The 22229-nt window shown below is 45.1% G+C and carries 17 protein-coding genes and 1 pseudogene; 7 read left to right on the top strand and 11 right to left on the bottom strand.

Annotation, left to right across the window (positions count from 1 at the left end; translation table 11 throughout):
• Positions 1 to 86: 86 nt before the first annotated feature.
• The 3 genes from ACOV1R_RS13345 to ACOV1R_RS13335 form a co-directional block, all read right to left on the bottom strand.
• A complete protein-coding gene (locus ACOV1R_RS13345) occupies positions 87 to 653 on the bottom strand; it encodes a TMEM175 family protein (RefSeq protein ID WP_003642345.1) in 567 nt (188 codons plus the stop codon).
• A gap of 219 nt (positions 654 to 872) precedes the next feature.
• Positions 873 to 1826: an aldo/keto reductase gene (locus ACOV1R_RS13340; RefSeq protein ID WP_217203326.1), complete on the bottom strand. Its 954-nt coding sequence runs from the start codon at positions 1824 to 1826 to the stop codon at positions 873 to 875.
• Between the two features lie 116 nt (positions 1827 to 1942).
• On the bottom strand, positions 1943 to 3421 hold the full coding sequence (locus ACOV1R_RS13335) for a DHA2 family efflux MFS transporter permease subunit (protein WP_003642347.1): 1479 nt from the start codon (positions 3419 to 3421) through the stop codon (positions 1943 to 1945).
• 116 nt (positions 3422 to 3537) lie between these two features.
• Here ACOV1R_RS13335 and ACOV1R_RS13330 point away from each other — a divergent pair, with 116 nt between their 5' ends.
• Positions 3538 to 4137, top strand: a complete 600-nt coding sequence (locus ACOV1R_RS13330) for a TetR/AcrR family transcriptional regulator (protein ID WP_003642348.1) — start codon at positions 3538 to 3540, stop codon at positions 4135 to 4137.
• 120 nt (positions 4138 to 4257) lie between these two features.
• Here the strand turns inward: ACOV1R_RS13330 and ACOV1R_RS13325 are convergent, their stop codons facing one another.
• Entirely contained in the window at positions 4258 to 5187 is a 930-nt protein-coding gene (locus ACOV1R_RS13325; RefSeq protein ID WP_027822635.1) for an ABC transporter substrate-binding protein, read from the bottom strand.
• Between the two features lie 236 nt (positions 5188 to 5423).
• Here ACOV1R_RS13325 and ACOV1R_RS13320 point away from each other — a divergent pair, with 236 nt between their 5' ends.
• From ACOV1R_RS13320 to ACOV1R_RS13305, 4 genes are all read left to right on the top strand, one after another.
• Entirely contained in the window at positions 5424 to 6218 is a 795-nt protein-coding gene (locus ACOV1R_RS13320; protein WP_128484958.1) for an ABC transporter ATP-binding protein, read from the top strand.
• On the top strand, positions 6215 to 7213 hold the full coding sequence (locus ACOV1R_RS13315; RefSeq protein WP_003643400.1) for a FecCD family ABC transporter permease: 999 nt from the start codon (positions 6215 to 6217) through the stop codon (positions 7211 to 7213). The genes ACOV1R_RS13320 and ACOV1R_RS13315 overlap by 4 nt, the downstream gene beginning before the upstream one ends.
• Positions 7210 to 8205 carry a FecCD family ABC transporter permease gene (locus ACOV1R_RS13310; RefSeq protein ID WP_128484957.1) on the top strand — a complete coding sequence of 332 codons (996 nt, stop codon included), beginning with the start codon at positions 7210 to 7212 and terminating at the stop codon, positions 8203 to 8205. The genes ACOV1R_RS13315 and ACOV1R_RS13310 overlap by 4 nt, the downstream gene beginning before the upstream one ends.
• A gap of 244 nt (positions 8206 to 8449) precedes the next feature.
• Complete coding sequence (locus ACOV1R_RS13305) at positions 8450 to 8962, top strand: TetR/AcrR family transcriptional regulator (protein ID WP_003643401.1); 513 nt, start codon at positions 8450 to 8452, stop codon at positions 8960 to 8962.
• Here ACOV1R_RS13305 and ACOV1R_RS13300 read toward each other — a convergent pair.
• From ACOV1R_RS13300 to ACOV1R_RS13290, 3 genes are all read right to left on the bottom strand, one after another.
• Entirely contained in the window at positions 8943 to 9812 is an 870-nt protein-coding gene (locus ACOV1R_RS13300; protein WP_027822632.1) for an SDR family oxidoreductase, read from the bottom strand. The two genes, ACOV1R_RS13305 and ACOV1R_RS13300, sit on opposite strands and share 20 nt — an antisense overlap.
• A gap of 293 nt (positions 9813 to 10105) precedes the next feature.
• Positions 10106 to 10852 carry an SDR family oxidoreductase gene (locus tag ACOV1R_RS13295; RefSeq protein WP_003642355.1) on the bottom strand — a complete coding sequence of 249 codons (747 nt, stop codon included), beginning with the start codon at positions 10850 to 10852 and terminating at the stop codon, positions 10106 to 10108.
• Between the two features lie 16 nt (positions 10853 to 10868).
• Entirely contained in the window at positions 10869 to 11324 is a 456-nt protein-coding gene (locus ACOV1R_RS13290) for a DapH/DapD/GlmU-related protein (protein ID WP_003642356.1), read from the bottom strand.
• A 309-nt stretch (positions 11325 to 11633) separates the two neighbouring features.
• Here ACOV1R_RS13290 and ACOV1R_RS13285 point away from each other — a divergent pair, with 309 nt between their 5' ends.
• Positions 11634 to 12470 carry an SDR family NAD(P)-dependent oxidoreductase gene (locus ACOV1R_RS13285; protein ID WP_027822629.1) on the top strand — a complete coding sequence of 279 codons (837 nt, stop codon included), beginning with the start codon at positions 11634 to 11636 and terminating at the stop codon, positions 12468 to 12470.
• 10 nt (positions 12471 to 12480) lie between these two features.
• On the top strand, positions 12481 to 12861 hold the full coding sequence (locus tag ACOV1R_RS13280; RefSeq protein WP_015380945.1) for a MerR family transcriptional regulator: 381 nt from the start codon (positions 12481 to 12483) through the stop codon (positions 12859 to 12861).
• Between the two features lie 97 nt (positions 12862 to 12958).
• Here ACOV1R_RS13280 and ACOV1R_RS13275 read toward each other — a convergent pair whose 3' ends face one another.
• From ACOV1R_RS13275 to ACOV1R_RS13260, 4 genes and pseudogenes are all read right to left on the bottom strand, one after another.
• Entirely contained in the window at positions 12959 to 19090 is a 6132-nt protein-coding gene (locus tag ACOV1R_RS13275) for a mucin-binding protein (protein WP_128484956.1), read from the bottom strand.
• 480 nt (positions 19091 to 19570) lie between these two features.
• Positions 19571 to 20618: pseudogene (locus tag ACOV1R_RS13270) on the bottom strand (DUF916 and DUF3324 domain-containing protein).
• A gap of 73 nt (positions 20619 to 20691) precedes the next feature.
• A complete protein-coding gene (locus ACOV1R_RS13265) occupies positions 20692 to 21264 on the bottom strand; it encodes a WxL domain-containing protein (protein WP_003642361.1) in 573 nt (190 codons plus the stop codon).
• A gap of 52 nt (positions 21265 to 21316) precedes the next feature.
• Positions 21317 to 22150, bottom strand: coding sequence for a MucBP domain-containing protein (locus ACOV1R_RS13260; RefSeq protein WP_236039364.1), 834 nt, complete (start codon positions 22148 to 22150; stop codon positions 21317 to 21319).
• Positions 22151 to 22229 lie beyond the last annotated feature (79 nt).

Raw genomic sequence — 22229 nt, 5'->3', positions numbered from 1 at the left:
AATCAACGACCATTAAAAATACATCATCAACAGACTGCCATTGAAAGATTCCGGGCTTGTTCGGATTAAACTTGTAATTTGCCATATTAAAAATACTTGCGTAAATGCCACTTACGTTTAGTCGCCAAAATAACACTAGCAAATGCGTGAACGGGGATTAGGAACAAGCCCACATCGGGATTAATTAACGCGACTGTTAGAACCACTAAAAAGCCACCAAAAACAACACTTAATGCCGGACTACTCATACGATGAATGTGTGGATTTAATCTTCTAACGGCGGCTACTAGTAACTGATAAGCCAACATCCAAACAAAACCCGTAAGAATATAAAATACTGCGGGCCATTTTGAATGCGGAAATTTAGTAATCCATGAGGCCATGAATGGAATAAAAGACTGACATAGCAACCAGAAACTATTCGCCCAAAAAACAACCCGATCGATTTTTTTGACCTGCACGAATAAATCGTGATGATTAAGCCAAATTGAAATCAATAGTGTAAATGTAATGATATAAACATAAATACTTTGCCATTCCGCAAAGAGTGCCCGCACTGAAGGAGTTTGAGGCCGCGGTAAGTCTAATACTAATAACGTTAAAACAATCGCGATAATCGCATCTGTAAACGCCTCTAATCTTGCCTTGTTCAAATAATCGTTCCTCCTTATAATCTATCATTACTCAATTTTATGATTAATACCGCTTAACTACCAATAAAGTCAATTCTGACTTTATTCAGCAATTGATCAATACACCAAGTTATAACAACCACAATTGCATCACACAAAAAAGTTCTTTCGAGACTAGTAACCGTTTCGAAAGAACCTAAACCTATTATGATTAATTAATCATCACAAGGACTATTCAAATTAAGGTAAATCATTGCCCGCTGCAAAGTAAACGTCATACCATTCCTGGCGTGTCAACGTCACATCGGTCCCCGCAATGCTCTCATCAAGGTGTTGCGGATTCATTGAACCTAAAATGACCTGCATATTGGCCGGGTGACGTAAAATCCAAGCCGTCGCAATCGCATTTTTAGTCACATGATATTGATCAGCTAATTCCTGTAATTTCGTATTCAATTCTGGAAACTTCGGATTATCAATAAAGGTCCCAGCAAACATGCCGTATTGATAGGGTGACCAAGCTTGGATCGTCATGTGGTGTAGCCGTGAATATTCGATAATTTCGCCATCATGATTGAGGCTGGCCGTATCCTGCATATTCGTGTGCAACCCAAACTGAATTGGGCCGGTGTGCATGACACCAAATTGCAATTGGTTGATCATCAATTTCTGACTGATTGCCGCTTGTAGCATCTCGACTTGCATCGGGTTAAAGTTGGAAACACCGAAGTGGCGCACCTTACCAGCAGCTTGCAATTCATCAAACGCCGCAGCGACTTCGGCGGGATCCATCAGCGGATCGGGCCGGTGTAATAGAAACGAATCTAGGTAGTCCAGCTGCATCCGTTGCAAGATCTTATCGACCGTTGCAATCAAATGCTGCTTAGAAAAGTCATAGCGTTGCCCGAAGACTAGTTCACCAGAACTCTTCTCAGGATCAAGCACAATGCCACCTTTGGATTGAATAAAAAAGTCTTCCCGCTTTAAACTCGATTGTTTTAATGCCTGCCCGAAAATCCGTTCCGAATCACCGTTACCATAAATATCCGCTGAATCAATAAAGTTAACGCCCCGGTCATGAACGATCTCTAAGACGTTCGCTGCCGCATCGGTATCTAAACGAACCATCCGCATAATACCCAGCGCAACCGCAGACGCTTTGAGCTGACTAGCGCCAATTTGAATTGTCTTCATAATTGTTATCCCCTTTTCGATGAATTAAAGTTAAAAACATCTGTCAACGAGACTAATAATAGTTGTTAGAGCCGACTATAAGTCAAGCAGATTTAATTATTTTTTCTCCTAGCTTGTTACTTCGCCGCCTTCAATTTGTTAGTCAGCAATAAGGTTGGCAAAATAATAACTATTGCGGCAATTGCAATCACTAGAAAGCCTTGTTGAAACGCTGCTAAGCGAATTGCTTGCAAATGGCTTGTTGTAAAGACTTGTAAGTGAGCTGCGTCGACGTGATACGTTCCTGCTTTTAGGTGTCGTTCAAACACATTCACTTGGTGTGTGGAATACGCCGTTACAATCGTCGTAATCAAAGCGGATCCAAACGCACTTCCAATATTTTGGATAATTCTGGTCCCAATTGTTGCAGCTGGCACTTGTCCAGGTTGCATTCCTGTATAAGCATCGGCCATTAACGGCATTAAAATACCACCAGCACCAATTCCCCGCACAAATAAAATAAGTGCCAAAATCCAGTAAGACGTCTGTTGACCAAACCAATAAAACGGTAAGGTACCGACAAACGTGATGACGACACTTCCCAGAACCACGTACTTAGCGCCTATTTGATCTGTTAGCCTTCCCGTTAACGTCCGCGAAACTAGCATTCCCGCTCCCTGAGGTAATAGCGCTAGAGCGGCGTTAATCACGCTCATTCCCCGAACGTTTTGAAAATAGAGTGGTAGTAACAACATTGCGCCGTTCAATACCGTCCCAGCGATAAACAATCCTAAGCCAGCACCATCAAATGATGCAAACTTAAATAAGTGCAGTGGCACTACCGCCCGTTCTTTTTGCCAAGCGGCCCATACGACATAACTAATCAACGCTATCGCCCCTAGAATTAACATCTCAATACTTGTCGCGTTATTAAAACGGTCAGTATGCGCGGCATTAACCAAACTATAAATGATAGCACTTGAGGACACAATTAGTAGCAAGATACCAATAAAGTCCATTTTCGCTGTTCGATTTTGTGCCGGATAATTCGGCATCTTCCACAAAATCAAAGCGATTGAAATCAAGACTACTGGGACATTGATCCAAAAAATCCAATGCCACGATGCAAATTTGATAATGATTCCGCCAATGACCGGTCCGATTAATGGTCCTAAAATCATGGGTAGCCCAACTGTTGCCATCATCTGGCCCATCACTGCTGCACCCGCAGTTTGCACAAGCAAGGTCGTCAAGAGTGGCATAATCAAGCCACCCGCAAAACCTTGAACTAACCGAGCGATAATCAATAGTTGAATATTCGGTGCTACGGCTGCAAATATCGAGCCAAGACCAAACAAAATCTCACCAGCCACAAAGACTGCTTTACCATCAAATCGATTGAGTAACCAACTGGAAAATGGCACCGCGACCCCCGTTGCCAGTAAATAACCTGTAACTGCCCACTGGACCGTCGTCACGCTACTATGAAAACTAGTCACTAAGTTGTTAATGGCAATGTTTATCATGGTTGAATCTAATAATGGTGCCATCGCACCAAACACTACGACCCAGGCAATCGTCATAGTTGCTTTTGAAATTTTTGCTTTTGCTTGCATATTATCCTCCTAATTAAGAAACTAAAAGTGTCTTATTTGCATAACTGGTATAATACGCTATATAAAGAAAAAGTCAATAAGAAACTTAAAGTATCTTATTTAAAAAGAGGGATTACATGACTAAAACACGTCGTCGTGGCGCTGAACTCGAAAACGCCATCTATCAAGCCGCCCGTGACATCTTAAATCAAGATGGTCTTGAACAATTGACGTTCGCTAACGTCGCGGAACAGGCCGGCACCAGTAAGCCTGTCATTTACCGACGCTGGCGTTCACCACTAGAGCTTGCAATTGCGGCTATCCAGGACCAAATCATTACGGAAAACCATGGTCAACTAGACGAAGTGAACTTGACCGGTCAGACACTTTCTGAAGATTTATTCCAAGTACTCAAGCGCTTCACTGTCAGTATTAATACATTCAATCAAGCTTTGGTTATCACTTGGTTTCACCACCTAGATCAACAAGCAAATCCAGAAGTTAAGGACTTGCTCAATGCTGTGAAAAAGATTGATGCCCATGCGATTGAACGCGTGTGTCAGCGTGCACAGCAACGTGGGGAACTGCGTACGGGAACTTTATCGTGCGACTTACAACTGATGCCATTCGACTGGCTTCGCTACCGTGCTTTTGCTAATGAACCGATTACTGATGCCACCCTTCATCTACTTGTCGATGATTTATTAGTCCCCGCCTATCAACACGCGTTGGGCTGATGATTACCGCTGTCTATAGACAATAAAACGCGTAAATTACTTATTTTACTGTGAGTAATTTACGCGTTTTAAATTTTTATCTCAATCCTATTATTTTTCGTTATAATGATTGACTAACTATTATTTCAACAAGTCCGTCTTCACCATATCAATCATTTGTGAATAAGCAATTGGTCCCGAATACTGCCAACTGCTACTGTCACCATACTGGTACAGATGGTTGTTTTTCACGGCCTTGATATTTTTCCACAGCGGGTCCTTAAATAGCGACGCACTCTTTTGACTATTCACTAAGAAAATATCATCCGCATCTAACTTAGCTAGCTTTTCTAACGAGACCGCCGACCAATCCGCCGTGGCCGACTTAGACACTTGTTTAACTAAACTTGGTTCACCCAATTGTAAATCTTGATACAGTAAGGCCCCACTGGCTGAATTGTCATTGACCATGTAGGCGGTATTATTGGTGACCCACAACACCGCCACTTTATGCTGACCAGACTTTTTCAACGCTTGTCGCGTCGTTTGGACCTGCTCGTCATACTTAGCAAGGACTTTTTTGGCCTTAGCCTGGCGATTAACCACCTTAGCCACATCAAGGAAAGTTTGGCGCCACGTTACCGTAGTCCCATTTTTGACCACGTAGGTCGGGGCGATTTTATTATATTGCGCATACTTGCCATTGGCGACCGCACTACTCGTCCCCATCAGAATCAAGTCCGGTTTGGCCTTGGTCACCGCTTCATATGGTAACGAATAGTCAATTAGCGGCACCCCTTTCAACTGCTTTTTCAAATAAGCCTGCGTACCACTACCATTTTTGACCGACCACTGCACGACCGGTTTAATGCCTAAAGCCACTAAATCATCTTCCAAATAACTCGCCACAACCCGTTTCGGATGCTTCGGCACCTTGACCTTATGCTTCAAATAATCGGTTCGTGTAACTGTCGTGCTTGTCGGCTGCTTCGCACCGCACGCACCTAATAGTAGGCTTCCCGTTAACCCCAATACTAATCCCAATTTTACAATTTGCCACCGTTTTGTCACAACTGTCTCCACCTTTCAAGCGCTACCAAAATTATTAGTGAAAACACTATCAATTGTCAATAAAAACATTTAAGATAAGACTATCAATTGAACACTAATTATTAGTTAGCAGTTGTTTTAATCGCATTTCCCAACAAACAAGCTAGCAAAATAAGATTGTGCACAACTAAACAAAATTAGTTAACTTATTAAGCGAACCTCCTTGAACGCTTAACTTTAAGAAAGGAATCCTATTTGTGAATACCATTGAAGCCCAAAATATTAGTATTGGCTATGGCGACAAGGTTATCGTCGATCAGCTATCAATTACGATTCCGCATGGTCAGATCACTACGCTGATTGGCCCGAATGGTAGCGGTAAATCGACCCTCATTCGTGCCATCGCCCACCTATTGCCACCAACAACCGGCGTTATTCTACTGGATCATCAAAACATTCAACAAATCAAAAGCAAAACTTTTGCGAAAAAGATTGCAGTCTTACCAAAGACGAACCAAACGGCTAACGATCTCACCGTAGAAGAACTGGTGAGTTTTGGCCGCTTACCTTATCGGCGGCCGTTAAGTGGGCTCACCACAACTGACCATCAAAAAATCGAATGGGCGCTCACTCAGGCCAGCCTCCAAGATTTACGCCAACGGCCCCTAAGCACCCTTTCTGGCGGACAACGTCAACGGGCATGGATCGCCATGGCCGTTGCTCAAGATACTGACACGATTATTCTGGATGAACCCACCACCTACTTAGATTTGACTCACCAATTAGAAGTGATGCAACTCGTCAAAAAGCTCAACGAACAGGCCCACCGAACTATCATTATGGCATTACACGACTTGAACCACGCGGCTCGCATCTCTGACCAATTAATCGCGCTCAAGGACGGTCACGTTTTGGCCCACGGTCCCGTGTCCACCGTCATGACGGCCGCTAATTTAAAAACAATTTTCAATATTGATGCCACCCTCGTTGACTACCACGGTACCCCACTGATTTTGACCTATAACGGCTGTCAGGAAGTGGCCCCCGCATGAAGTCAACGTCCAGATATTGGGGGTGGCTGGCACTTAGTACCGGCGTACTCATTCTCGTCATGGGGCTCAGTTTGCGATTTGGCGCTGACCAGATGCGTACGGCCACCGTCTGGCACGCCCTGACGACCACACACACTGGCAATCTTGATCAACAAATTATCCGGCACATTCGTGTGCCCCGCGTCCTTGGAGCGGCGTTGATTGGGGCAGCTCTTGCTGGTAGCGGCGCCCTAATGCAAGCAGTGACGCGTAACCCGTTAGCGGATTCAGGCTTACTGGGGATTAACGCGGGAGCGGGCTTAATGCTAACGCTGTGTTTAGCCTTTTTTCCAAAGTTATCAACTTTACAAACGACTGGTTGGGCCATTATTGGTGCGGCAGCCAGTGCCGGACTGATTTTCAGTATCAGCACCGCCCGCCATGTTCAACTCGATCCCACGATTCTGGTACTCGCTGGGATTGCAATCAGTAGCCTATTAACAGCTCTGAGCGAAGGGCTGGCCCTTGTGTTGCAGCTCAAACAGGACCTCGCGTTCTGGTATTTCGGTGGCCTGGGTGCCGTCAGCTGGACACAATTAAAGTTTCTCGGTCCAGGATTAGTCTTGGGATTGCTACTGACCCTACTACTCGCACCGCAACTAAACTTAGCCTATCTTACTGACGACAATGCACAGAGTTTAGGGAAAAGTCTCCCATTACTGCGAGGCCTAGCTCTCATCTGTGCCGTCATTTTATCCGGGATCTCAGTGGCATTAGTTGGCACGATTACTTTTGTTGGCCTGATGATTCCCCACATGGCGCGTTGGTTAGTGGGCGCTAATTACCGCAATAGCATGCCATTAACGTTGATCCTTGGTGCAACACTGACGGTCGGTGCGGATTTGATTGCACGGCTAGTTAATCCGCCACATGAAACGCCCTTTGGCATCATTATCTCCTTAATCGGGGTACCGTGCTTCATCTACCTTGCACGAAAGGAGCCGATGAAAGCATGAGCCCTAATCGTCGCTTAATTATTTGGTCACTGCTCTTAACTGCTAGCATGCTCGGACTAGCGATTCTCAACCTTAGTACGGGTACAATGACCATCAGCTGGCCCGCTCTGCTGGGAATTTTAACTGGTCGCGGTAATGCGACCGACATGCTAGTCTTAGTCAACTTTCGCTTACCACGGATCGTGCTCGCTATCATGGTTGGCTGGGCCCTGGCATTATCCGGTAACGTCTTACAAACGGTCACCAACAATCCAATGGCCGACCCTAGTCTACTCGGAATTAATAACGGCGCTGGACTAGCCGTTATGTTACTCATTATTGGTGCAGGCACCAACGCTTCGTTAACGCTGAGTTTACCTATCGTTGCGTTAGCTGGGGCGTGGTTAAGTACGGCCCTGATTTTTTTATTAGCGAATCAGCGTCAACGAGGGATCTCGTCTAAGCGCCTGTTACTGGTCGGCGTCGCCTTGTCCGGCTGTTTTTCAGCCTTAATGGTGTTGATGACATTAAAATTATCACCTGATAACTATCAATTTGTCATGAATTGGTTGGCCGGTAGTTTGTGGGGCACTGATTGGTCTTATATCGGCTGGGCGCTTCCATGGCTCGCAGTCGGTAGTGGTATTCTATTCATTCAATTACCCGTTCTCGACGCCTTTACACTCGGTACGACCACTGCCCAAACATTGGGAATCAACTTGAAACACCAACAATTGGGATTGATTAGCATGGCCGCCATGTTAGCCGGCGTTAGTGTCGCCATTAGTGGCGGTATCAGTTTCATTGGCCTGATTACCCCCAACCTGGCACGACGAATCGTGGGGTCCCGACAACGCTATCAGCTGCCGTTAGCTGGTCTGTTAGGGAGTACGTTATTACTAGCTGCCGATACCTTAGGAAAACTAATCACCACGACCACTGAACTGCCAGCCGGCGTGCTCGTCGCATTGATTGGAGCGCCATATTTTATTTACCTGTTAGTGCGGAGATAAATAAACCTTAAAACGAGTGCAATCGTGTCGTATGCATGAACATACCAACTATTGCACTCGTTTTTTTACGATTAATCATTAAAATATTTGGTTGGCTTACCAATTCTAGTCCCTTGACTATACCGCCGCAGGGCACATGCTTATAAGCGCTCTGAATTTCAAATGCTTACACCACATCTTTGTATCGGCACACCGGACAGGTTATACTAATCGTATTCTATTAAATTTCGAGGAGGTATTCGTAATGGCTAATCAAAGAAATCAACGGATGCAGGCCACGATTCTACTGGCATATGAAAACCTGCTGAGTGACAAGCCCTTTCGAAAAATCACCGTTCAAGATATTTCGGATGCAGCGTTAGTCCATCGGTCAACTTTTTACAAGCACTTTCAAGATCAGTACGATTTATTGGAAGCCCTATTTGAACAAAAGCGGCAGCAATCGAAGCTAACTATTGACCAGATCTTCACACATCCTTTTGAAACGCTCAACTCATTCGGCAATGCGCGTTTTCAAGAAACATTGCGTCATCAATTTAACGATGACGCCTTTCGCGATGCATTCCTGAATTATCTAATCCATCTGTGTAAAGATACTGTTGACGATGATCAACGACTAGTCCGGTTTCTAGCTGTTGGCCGTATCAAGGGACTCACCTTATGGATAACCGTGGGCAATGCGCCTTATAATATATTCACGGATACGGCTACCTTGGACAATATTTTTAGTAACCCACTTAATACCGTGAACTACTAATATCAGTTAATAAATCTGGTTGTACTGGAACCCAACCTAATATTTGTTGTGTAAGCTGACTGGAGGTCGGACAATTGATTAGGTAAAGCATCGCTGTGTCGCCAAAACTCAGTGGATTATACTTAGCCTTTAATGGAACATTTAACTTACGACTAATCGTACGCGCAATGGCCGCGGTTGTGATCGATTCCTCGGCAACTGCGTTGAAAACACGCTCGTTAGTTGTTGGATGCTCAAGGCCATACATCGTGACTAAATAAAACAAGTGCGCCGCATCTAACCGATGAACAGCACTCCAAGCATGTGTTCCTAAGCCAAAGTACTCAGCACGGTGGCTTTTTTTAGCACGCTCAATCACTGTTCTAGTAAAGCCCTTATCACCCGCACCATGAACAGCCGGTGATAAGCGTACGACAAACGCATTGATGTTTTGAGCCATTAACTGACGTGCGACGATCTCAGATTTTCTCGGTGTGAGCCATTTGAGTAGCCCAGTATCCGCGACTTCATGCTCCGTCTCGACATGCTTTCTAATACCCGTCGTCCCATACGTAACGACCAACGGCTTATTAGTCCCACTAATGGCACGCCCCATAGTTTCAATGGCACGCCGATCCATTGCACCAGCCTGAAAAAAATGCCGAAAATCATTGTTAAAGCCCAAATGAATAATGGCATCTGCCTGAGCAGCAGCCGTCGCCAACGTTGACAAACTAGTCAAACTTCCGCGTACAGGCTGAGCTCCCCAACTAATGAGTTTTTGAGCGCTCGTCTCAAAACCATTAGCGACTAATTCTTGTACAACCGCACTACCTACAAATCCCGTACCACCTGTTATAAACACTTTCATCAATAACCATCTCCGCTCATCTACACTATTTTAATTAATCCTCAATATTCAATACTTGTGACACACCTAATTCGAGGCTTTCGTTGCCTTCTATCTTAACGATGATCACAGCGCAAAGACAGCAACAAAGTATCCATACTATTCACGATAGCGACACTTGTCTAAAAATGTCGTTGTATTTAACGTTATTATCCACTCCACATGTAGACTTATCTAATCAGTAGCACCTATCAAAATAGTCGCGACCTATCTTACAGATAAGCCGCGACTATTTAAATCACTTGATTTAATGATTAAACTTCCTGTTGTGCTGGCCGTACTAACACTTCACTAATGGCGACGTGTTTAGGCTGATCGATCGCAAATAATACCGCGTTAGCAATATCTTCCGGATTTAAAGCCAATCCTTGACGATCGTCCGCATTCATCAGCTCACTGATACCGGCCTGAATTTGCGTATTGCCGATTGTATTGACCAACTCCGTCCGAACTGCACCTGGCGACACGATGGTTGAACGAATTCCGTGTTCCTTTTCTTCCTGTCGCAAGCCTTCCATAATGGCCCGGACCGCATACTTAGTCCCGTTATACACCGCTGATGCGGGATAAACAACGTGTCCGGCAACTGAATCCGTTGCGATAATCAAACCATCATGTTGCTTTTGCATGATTGGCAATACTTCACCAATTCCATTCAAAACCCCCATAATATTCACGTTCAACATCATCTGCCACTTATCGTATTCACGGTCACTCAGATTACCCTGGGGCATCGTACCGGCATTATTATATAGCACATCGACACGCCCAAACTTGGAAACGGCCAAGTCAATCAAAGCGCGAACTTGTTGCCGATCTGTTACATCAGTTACTTGATAGACCGCGTTGTCACCAATCGCTTGACTCAAGGCCTGTAACCGCTCTTCTCGACGCGCCCCCAATACAACTTTAGCGCCTTTAGCCGCTAACAACTTGGCCGTGGCGGCACCAATACCGCTGGACGCACCCGTAATAACAACCACTTTACCTTTAATACTCATCTTTATAAAACCTCCGTTAATCTACTTGCTCAATTGTTTTAATCACTTTAGCAGGGACGCCGGCCACCACCGTATTTGCTGGCACTGATTTTGTCACAACTGCGCCGGCACCCACAACAGCATTTTCACCAACTGTGACGCCAGCTAATACCTTGGCACCAGCACCAATCCAGGCATTTCGTTCAATGTGAATTGGCTGAACTTCAACCGCATGCCGCTTAGCAGGATCTAACGGGTGATTAACGGATAGTAACATCGCACCCGGACCAATCAGCACGTCATCCGCTAATTCAATCCCGCCTAAATCAGTGATCTGAACATTATCATTAATAAAAACACGTTTGCCGATTTTTAAATTCCGCCCATAGTCTGTCCACAGTGGCACGCGAATCTCGACTGAAATATCGATAGTTTGACCCGTTATCTCCGCAAGACGTTCACGAATTTCACTTGGTTCCCGGGTTACATTCAACGCTTGAATGCGGCGCTGATTAGCATCGACAATTGGCTGAATTGTTTGCAGATAATCTTGATCTAAATACTTTGCTTTGATGATGCGTCCCTCCCTTATTAAGTTAAATTCAGTATACGAGCGTTCACTATATATGTGAAATGCTTATGTTAAATACACATTCATAGGTTTAAAGCATAGAAGAACTCTGCTGATTATGTTCTAAATCGCCAATAGCTACTGCACGTCATAATTAATTTAATGCTTGCTATCGGGTCAACCCCATAGTTTATACTTGTGCATAATCATCGAATTGAAGGAGTGACTGACATGCAATCAAAATTAGCTGTTATTATTGGTGGGACTTCTGGCGTTGGTAAACACACCGCAATTGACCTTGCCAACCAAAACTATCATGTGATTATCGTTGGCAGTCGGGCTGACAAAGGACGACAGGCTCAAGCCGATATTAGTCAAGCAACTGGCAATCAAGCTGTCCAATTGGCTTTGGCCGATCTGAGTACCAAAACTGGTGTTCAACAATTTGCTCATCAGCTTGCAGCCATGACGGATCACATCGATATTCTACTCAATAGTATTGGTGTGATGCTACCTGAGCGACATTTATCGGCAGATGGTTATGATTTGAACCTAGTTTTAAATTACCTCACCCATTTTTGGACCATTCAAGCCTTGTTACCGTTGCTAAAGCACAGTGACCAAGCGCGCATTCTATTGGTTGGTGCCCTGCCATTCGTGATTAACCATGCTAAAGTGAGTCTTCCAGACTTTGACGCCCCGGCCACATCCAAGTACAATGCCATGACCGTCACAGCCCAGGCCACTGCTGCGCGCGTACTACTAACGTTAGCTCTCAGTGAACGCTTAACAGCAACCAACGTGACAATCAACATTTTCCACCCCGGCTATGTCCCAGATTCTAACTTTGGTGCTGGCGGTAGTTGGGTGAGTCGTTTGGCTGGTCGGATACTGGGTGAAAGTTTCTCTCGTAAAAATTCCCCGATTGGTGCATGGTTAGCTACTGCTCCCGAACTCACTCACACAAGTGGACACTTCTACGATGACCGCCTACGTCAAGTTCCGTTATCTAAGCAGTACACTCGTTCTAAGGCCAACGACTTATGGCGACTCAGTTCTCAATATTAAGGAGACGCTCGTGTTAACGTTTAAAATTCCTGAACAACAGCACTACTTCACTACGAAGGAAGTCACCACGATTACTGGAATGACTAAAGATGCGTTACGATATTACGAGCACCTTGGCATTCTGCCTGATGTTCAGCGAAACCAATACAATTACCGTCAATATTCCCACAAAAACTTGGAAACACTCCAAGTCATTAAAATATTTCGGGACTTAGATCTCGATTTAAGTCTATTGACACCAGCCCATCTAGCACTAGATGGTCAAGCAAAAGTAGTCGCTTTCAAGCAGTACCAACAAGTCATTCGGGATCGCATCCGGCATCTGGAAGCAATCGATCAGTTATTGGCAACTAAAATCGACTACTTTGAACATCAATCCATTGATACCTAAACACAACAAAAAACACTTAACAAACCCTATTTCCATTGACTTTTTGCCAATGCTAGGATGTTAAGCGTTTTTTATTATGCACAGTTAAATAAATTCATTACTTTTCATGCCGCTTACGCTTCAAACCACCAAAGCCTAGCAATAATGTTGCTAGTGTGAGCCCTAGTGTTTCAGCAGCTGCTTCAGACCGCCGCGTTTCACCGGTCTGTGGCAATCGACTCGTTGTATCTGCTTGAGCCTTGTGAGCCGGCTCCGTTACTTCACTTCCCGGCTTGATGATTGCTGATGCCGGAGCTGTTTTGACAGCCTTAATGCGACTCGATACCAACGTCCTTGTCGATTTAGCTGGCGTCTGGTTGCCAGTTGTGGCTTGAAAATCCTTCACAACCGTTGCTGGCTCAGTGAGTTGAGTTGGTTTAGCAGCCGTGATTGGTTTCGTCGTTGGCTTGATTAAATCGTCCGATGTTGTCGGCTTAGTCGGTTTGGCTGGCTTAGTCGGTTTGACCGGTTTCGTCGGTGTTGGGACGTCCAGCGCATATGTTAGCGTTTGGACATCATCAGCACTAGCAGCCGTGATTGCCACGGCCTGAGTGGTCGCCGTCAACGCATGGTATTTCGCAATCGTTGGCACAGACACGGCTGTAAAGTTCAACCCGGTCGGTGCCCAATCACGATACGTTGCCACACCAGTCACCGCATCTTTCATCCCAGAACGCGTGAACGTCAGCGCCCGGATCGTATCAGCTTGAAGCGTGTGCCCAGCCTGATCCTGATAGTGAACCGTTTGCGTGATCGTTTTGGTGAGCTGATCTGGTGCCGTAATCACGATTTTGTTATGAGCCAAGTACACCGTATACTTCTGAACGACGCCCGCCTGATTAAAAGTAACACCCGTTGCCGGATAATCACTCCCCATCAAGACATAGCCTGCCTGGGTATACTGCGCAATCATTGTCGTTGGTTGATAATCCGCTTGCGTACCGAATCGTCCGGTTAACGTCACGCTTGTACCCAGTCGGTGGCCCGTCGTGGCATCGACATAAGTCACCGTCGCCGTTTCCAGATTTGCTTGGTAAGTAACCGTTTGTCGCGACTCAGTATCTTTGGCACTGACAGTTACACTAGCCACACGGGTTGCGTTCGGGGTGTAGCCAGCAATTATTGGCGATTCAACGACTGCGTATGCCTCCGTCAACGCTGATTCAGGTGTACGCCAATCCATATACGTCACCACCTTTGTCACTTGGTCAAAGGTCGCCTTGCGCTCAAAACTGACCGTTTGCGTGACGGTTGGCGCCGCAGTTTGACCATCATTGTAAACATAGGTAATGACTCGCTGAACACTAGTTGTTAAATCTTTAAGCCCAGTACCAGCTGGGTACTTGGGCCCTTCTGGATGAGCGGAATCAACTGGTTGACCTGGTTGACCAGGCTTAGTTGGCGTGACCGTCGTCATTTGATGCGCTAGCTTGACCGTGTATGACTTAATGACGTCATCTTGATCAAAAATGATGCCAGTCGTCGGAACATTATTCGAAACTAATCGATAGCCCAGTTTTTCATACGCAGTAATCTGTGAAACGGGTGAATAATCATTCGTAGTGCCATAAGCACCAGTTACTACCGTCGTAGGTAGTGTTTTACCACTCGTTACATCCACAAACGCAACGGTTGCGGTCTGTGATTTGGCCGTGTACGTGATTGCAATCAAGTGCGGCTTATCGTGACTAGTGACCGACGCTGCTTCGGCTTCTGTAACACTGGCTTGATAACCTGTAATCGTTGGTGACGTGACCGCGGCCAATAGTGCTGACTGACCAGGTGCCACTGTCCAGTCACCGTAAGTCAGCTGCTTACCCGTTGCCATGTCGAAAGTTGCCGTGCGATTGAACGTGACCGACTGGTTAACCGTTTCAGCCGCTGATTCACCTGACGCATATTGATACGTAATCGTCCGAGTCACTGTTTGTTCCAACGAATCACGACCAGTTCCTGCCGGATATTTAGGACCGGCTGGATAATCAGCATCGATGGCCTGACCAGGTTGGCCCGGATGATCAACGCTGACCGTCATGTGACGATGCGCTAGTATAACCGTATAAACTTGGGCATTCTGATTATAAATCAGCTGATTAGGCAAATCCGAGCGAACTGGTTCATAGCCTAATTTTGCATACTTCGCAATGTCAGCAGTGACCGTATAGTCGGCAGCATCACCGTATTTCCCATTCAAATCAATATAACCTAAGACCTGGTTATCCGTAGTCCCATCGACAAATTGAACCCGGATTGTTTCAGAATTAACGCTGTATCGGACCGTTGTTTCCGTAGTCTCGCCCATGCTAGCGGGTACAGCCGCCGCGATAGTCGTTTGATCCGCCGTGTAACCAGTAATGGTCGGCGACTCAATGGCCGGATAGCTATTCACAGTGGTCGTCCAATTACCGTACGAAAGGACCGTTCTATCCACCGCATCCACCGTTGCCGTGCGCGTATACGTGACCGTTTGAAGCACATCCGCTAAGTCCGTGGGTGTGTTATCAGCATAAACGTAATGAATCGTTCGCTGACTGGTCTTCATCAAATCACTAACGGCCACGTTACCTGGCTGATCAACCGTCGCCGTGATGGTGCCATGTTTCAGGTATACGTAGTAGGTCTGTTCAGTATCCTGATCAAACTCAAGCTGCGCTGGGACCTCATCCGAAGCTAGCACGTAGCCTAATTTTTCATACGCCGCAATGTCCTGCACCGTCGTATAATTCGTGTGTGTGCCAAAGCTCCCACTGAGGGGGACCTGATATAAAATCACGTTGTTCTTATCTTGATCGACGTAAACGACCGCAATCTTTTCTGTGTTCGCTAAATAGGTGTACACGACCTGACCACCAATGTCCGCTAAAGTACCATCGGCTTGGTAGCCAGTACTTTCTGGCTGTAACGTATAACCAGTTTTGGCATGCGTAGCAGTCGTATCACTCGTGGTGTAGCTCAAATAGTCCTTAGCGGTAACATCAGTCCCGTGCGTCGCCGTTCCATTAGCCGTTGTTACCACGTGTAGCGTCCCCGCTTTGTCGCGGTACCCATACTGATAGACAACCGTTACGGCGCCCACCGTCAACTGACCACTAGGTGAATTCGTCAATTTATAATTACTATTAGCAGCGGCATTCGTCAGCGTGGCCGTAATGGTTGTCGTGTCCGGATCAGTTAACCCTGACGTTAACGTGTAATCCAAACTTTGCACCGCAACAACACCAGTAATGACCGGCGTAATATTTTGTTCCTGACCATTGGCCCACAGAATCGTATCCGGCAAAGTAATCGTCACTGGACGTTGAGTAATCGTCAGAGTCCCACCAACATTCACATCGCCTGCAATCAAGAAATCTGGATTAGCAGCGGATAAGGCTGCCATCCCGGCGCTATTCAGCGTGACAGCGTAAGTGCCCACGTTTTGATCGATTGCAGTGGTGTTAAGGTAGTCGGTACTGACTTGGTACGCCGTCGTCCCATCCACAGCCGTCGCCGCGCTATCAGCAGTCCAATCGCTTGGGGCCGTATATTCAGTCGGCAAGTATACCGTATAGCGACTTGGATCAGTCGTGACGTTGTTATCATAGACTTTTGAAGCTAGTGCAATCGTTATCTTGGCCGCAGTATCAGTCGTCGTTGTGACGTAGCGCTGGTAAGTGAGCGTATAGGTCCTTTGATCAGGACTATCGTAAGTTCGTGTACGCGGTATTGAGTCCGGATTCAAGTAATAATAATCGTTACCTGAAGAAGTTATCGTTTGCAATTCGCGACTAGGAACATAAGTCGTCCCCACGTTGCCGGATACTACGATAATACCTAACGAACTGCCATCTGGGGCTTGCAACATATATATATCGTCGGCTTCAGCTGCCTTCAGTGTATAGGTATACAAGTAATCAGTAAAACTGCTACTTATAGTCACCGCATCCGCGACTCCTAGCGCTTTAGCTACCTTATCAATATTAGGATAGTTTTGATCTTTTAACGAATAACTACCATTATTTTCATTAGGATCATCGGTAACATATATAACCGCTGAATCAGGACTTGAGACTTGGTTGCCAATTAAGCCACTAGTCACGCCACTACTTTGAACCGCGATAGTCGGTAAGAGCGTGTACACCATTGTCTCGAAAAGACCATTACTGTAAGCAGCCGTCTGGTCGAGGTGAACCTTGAACGTTTGGCGCCCATTATAATCAGTTAACTGTGTCACCGCTAATCCCTGATAAGTCACATTATTCTTTGTCATCATCGTCTCAATGGCAGCCGTTAACGCCCCGACCGGATCAGTTGCAACCTGAACAGTGTCCCCATTACCGGTCGTCGCCACTTTGAAACCAGCTGGAATAATGACATATTCTGTAAGGTTATCCACTGTCATTTCGGATTGTGCGACATTAAGGAGTGGTAGGACCAAGTAAAGGCCCTGACCATACAATAGATTAATTCCTTTATCCCGCGCATTTTGAATTGACGCTGCTGTTACATTGTTATTAACACTTGCTTTAGCCCCATAATTACTGGGTGAAATAGTGACCGCATTGCTCTCTTTGACAAGTACCACACCATCACCGACATTGGTATTATTAAATACAGTGCTACTATTCAGTTGAGCTAAGGTTGCCATGGCCGCGTCTGTTAATGTGATTGTATATTTACCGACAGTACTCGTATCAACGGCCGTAGAATACGTTGTATAAGAAACCGGTACTTTATACACAATCGAATCAGTCAGTTTGTCGTTATAGTAAACTTCCCAGTCACCCGGTACGCTAACGGCCCGACTGTTGACAGCAACCTGAACAGTACTGGTCGTTTTATTTACTAAAACAGTAGTTGCCCCCATCGTAATAATGTCGTGAGCAGCAATGACTAATTGACCATTAACAATACTATCTGCTGTAAATTCATAATTAGGATTAGCTTGCTGTAATGCAGCCAAACCTTGTGCCGACAAAGCCAAAACATAGGTTCCAGCTTCAGTTGCTGTGGGAACAGCAATGTCGCCACTATCACTTGCAATCGTATAGGTCGTCTTTATCACACCACTACTAGTTGAGTCAACTAGTGTCCATGTGCTGGGCGCATTGTACTTATCAAAGTAACCGTTTGTGACCGTTATCTGATATGAACTAGGCTTAGAATCACCATAATCAATACTTGTTGAACCAATGGTAATTGCTGCACTATGGACCGGAGCTTGCTCAATGGTTAACGTCCCCGTCACCACATTCGCGGCTGTAATATCTAAGCTATCATTGGCTTCTGCCAGTTTAGACAATCCAAACTCCGAAAATGCAATCGGGTACGTGCCGATTCCACGACCAAATTGATTCTTATCAAAGTCACTTAGGTCAATATCCGTATAAACGTTAGGATCCTTCGTAACTGCCCAATCCGTAGGCGCTTTAATCCCATCAGCTAGTGTAACCGTGTAACGATCTGGTGTCCCCGCGACCCCATCATACATCTTAGTCGTTGAACTGATCGTTGCGACAGTGGCAACGGCCGCCCGCGCCGATCTCAACTTGATCTGCGACATACTTGTATCTGTGACTGCAAGACTGACCGCCTTAGCTGTACCAGTTGTCTTAGTTATCTCTTTTGTTTTAACAGAATCTGATTCAATTTCAGTAGCCGCAGCACTCGCTGTTACCTTATTAGGGCTCACGGCACTATTAGTCGTACCGTTGACTGTTCGCGCAGTTTGAGCCGCACTCGTAGCCGAAACGTTTGCCGTGGCCACACTACTTGAATGACTAGTCGTCGAATCTGTCAAATCAGTCGTTGACGAGTCGGTTGTTTTTGTCCCATCAGTCGCTGAACTAAGTGTATGCTCTGCTACTGAAGTTTTTGCTCGATCGTCGCTAGCTGTAGCCGCACCACTACTATTATTAGTTGTAGCGTGCACACTACTGCTATTGCTCGATTTAGTATCCGCATTAGCCGTGTCATTTGTGTTGGTAGCTACTTTAGTGGTCAACGTCGCACTGCTATTAGCATGATCTGTCGTTTTTTCCACCTGACTCACAGGCGTACTGGTCGTATCCGCCATCGCCTGAAGTTGTACCAATCCGGTTTCCAGGGTAAAAGTACTTAGACCAGCCACCAACCACAGTCTTCCCTTTTTATACATTTTATAAGCCCGTTTTTCAGTTAGTCTGGCTCGTTGCAACCGCCGTTTTTGCATTTTATTCCCCTCCAAAAGCATCCCGAACTACTACCTTTATATTAACTATCGATATACTTCGTATTAACAATAAGTATACTACTTTTATTAATTTTTCATGACGTAAATATTATTTTTATCATTGCGCTGATAGCGAATAACCGCACCATCCATTTACTATTAGCCTAACAAAAGCATCAACCATTACACATATTTGACACGAATCCTCCTAATTTATTATTCGTTAGGAATTTGCTCACTATAAATGAAACATTAACAGTTACTGACACTCAATTCATACATATACGAAAAAGCTGTTTATAAAAAATCAATCATTTGATTTTTTATAAACAGCTTTATTGAAAGAAAGAATTAACTGTGTGCGTGGTACTAGTTTGTAATAATTCTCGAAATCAATCATTATTATGTGTTACTAAGGGCATAATAAAACAACTTCTAAAAACAGTACAAGCTTTTGGAAGTTGTTTTGTTTGATCAGAATTATTTATCTTTCTCTGCTAACTGTTTCTCTAACGATTTAATTTTCTTCTGCTTGCGCCGAATATACCAAATTACCAGGATAATCAATAATAACAGTAATAAGCCAATCCCGATATATAACCACCAGTTAGGCCCTTGCTTCAAGACCGCCGTCTTATTCAAGGTATCCGCTTGGCCCTTTGTAATCACAAAATTCTGCTTAAATTGCCAGTGTTGCTTTTTGGAAGTAACTTTCACGACGGCCGTGTATTTACCAGCTGCTAGCGCTTTTTCTCCTGTCTGCAATGGCAATTTATAGATTGAATTAGGTGCCATCTGGCCGTTCGCTAACTTTTGATGGTAGACAACTTGACTGCCACCCCGATGATAAATCTTGATGTTAGTTTGTACTTTATTTAAGTAAGCCGCCGTATGGTTGACTAACGGAAAATTAATAGCATTGCGCCCATTGAGCTGTTTGACCGTAATCTTATTCATCGTCAGCTGATTGGTCGTTAGGTCTTTACTACCATGCAAAATTACAGCTTCAGTATAAGCGTATTGATTATTGACTGCCACGGCCTTTTTAGTATCAGTTGCCGTGGCCTTTTTTCAGGAAAGTTATCCCACCTGCTAAAATGCCTTGATAACTTTGGGCCGGCATCTTAATTTGAAACTTGACCGTCTTGACTTGCCCCTTAGCCAGCTTGACTTGTGGTTCATCAGTTGTCACTAATTTGCTAATATCATACGGCAAATTCGCACTGCGATTATTCGTATGTTTGTATTCCACAACCCCATTAATATTTGTCGTGGCCTTAGCGATACCTATATTGATCGTAATGGGCGCACTAGCCGTATTATGAATTTTGACCGCAACGGTTTGTGTTTGTCGCGGTTTTAACTTCAAATCAAAGTAAGAGAGACGCTTATCGACCTGACTGCTAGACTGGACTGGCGTGATTTCAAAACCAACGCCCTGATCAGCAGAGGCTACTTGTCCCATCATTAATAGACTAGCGACAACCGCCAATAACATTCCCAAAGATAATCGCAATCGTTTCTGCACTTTAACCCCGCCTTTTTCTCAGATTATGTATCGACATTGGCCGTAGCCAACATCGGCTAATTGTTCACCCGGATTAGTTACCTGGTGTGTCGTTTAAATTCCAAGTTAACGTGGTTGTGTACCCCGTAGCTAATTTAGTCGTTTTCCCAGGAACAGCCAGCTTAGAATCACTAAATGTCACCGTTGATGCCCCGTTACCAGTCCCATTCTTAGCAGAAGCGACGGTCCCAGCTGCACCCGCGGCAGAAGTTGTCCCCGGCGTTAACGTAGTACTGCCATTTGTCACTGCCGAATCACTCTCAGTACCCGCAACTGTCAAAGCAGCATTAATCAGCGATGAACCAGTCCCATTAAGAGCTGTATTGAATTGTTGCCCCTGAGCAACCGTTAAGGTCCAGCCTGCACTGGTCCCACGTAAGTCACTTACCGTAACGGTTGGTGTCGATGAAGTGGCTAAGGTGGCATCACTGGAGCTAATCGTGTTGCTACCGAAAGCTAAATGAGTAGCGTCAACACTCATTGACAATGTTCCCCCAGTAAATGTTACATCACCGGTCGAAGAACCAGTCGTATCAGCATTAGCCACAACCGTTGTGGCTCCCAAAAGTCCTGCAGAAATCATTAATCCCAAAACGAATTTCTTCATTACAATACGCTTCCTTTCAAACTAAGCTGTGTTTTTAACTATGAATCACTAATTAATTATTGGCCACGGTATTATTCAAACGCCATGAAATCGTGCCTTGGTATGTGTCAGCCATGGCAGCCCCATTTGGGACTTCTAGTAGCAATCCTAAGTTGCTGGACCAATGTTCCGAAATATCAACACTTTTATGATCAGTCGTTGTCTGTGAGTAGACTTGTACGGCTACCCCAGGTGACAAGGTCATTTTTCCATCATCGGTCTGGTAATATAACGTAGCCAACAACATTTTTCCAGTGTTCGCTCCCACAAAGCCCGAACTATCGAGTTCTGCAGTCAAATTCCAGGTTGAACTTATTTGCCCATTATTCTGAACCGCAAGTGTCTTATCCAGAGTAGGCGCATAAGTTTCAGTTGTTCCCGATATTGTATGACTGCCAAAATCGAGCATTGTTGGTGACGAATTGAAGAATAAGTTACCATCGTACACATAGGTTACTGTAATCGTCGAAGCGTCATACGTTCCAGTTGCATTAGTCGGCGTTGCATGAAGCGTATAACCATCAATCGTTTTGGCCGTTGTTTGGTAAGCATCACCTGATGTCCCGGATGACGTCTCTTCATCCGCAATTTCAACACCATCGCCGTCTACGTATTTGACAAGCACCGTTCCACTTGTCTTAACCCAGTTATAGGTCCCCGCCATGGTTGCGCCATCATAATTAGTCATTAGTTCCGCCGACGTATAGGTTGGATCATTATTGTTCCTTTGCCACGTCCCATTGTATGGTAGCTTTTTGCTTGGTTCTTCCAAGTACATCGTCTTATCATTATGAAACGTAAAATCAGGACCTAGTGTCAAATGCTGCAATTTTTTTGAACCAGGCAAATTCTATAATTAATCCGAACAGAAATTAAAAAGCCCAAAGCAATCACTTACAATGGTAGTAGCTAATTCCAACCAAATA

The organism is Lactiplantibacillus sp. YT640 (assembly GCF_049745435.1).
Lineage (GTDB): Bacteria > Bacillota > Bacilli > Lactobacillales > Lactobacillaceae > Lactiplantibacillus > Lactiplantibacillus plantarum.
Note: the sequence above shows the minus strand (reverse complement) of the source record. Positions and strands in the feature narration are given on the sequence as shown.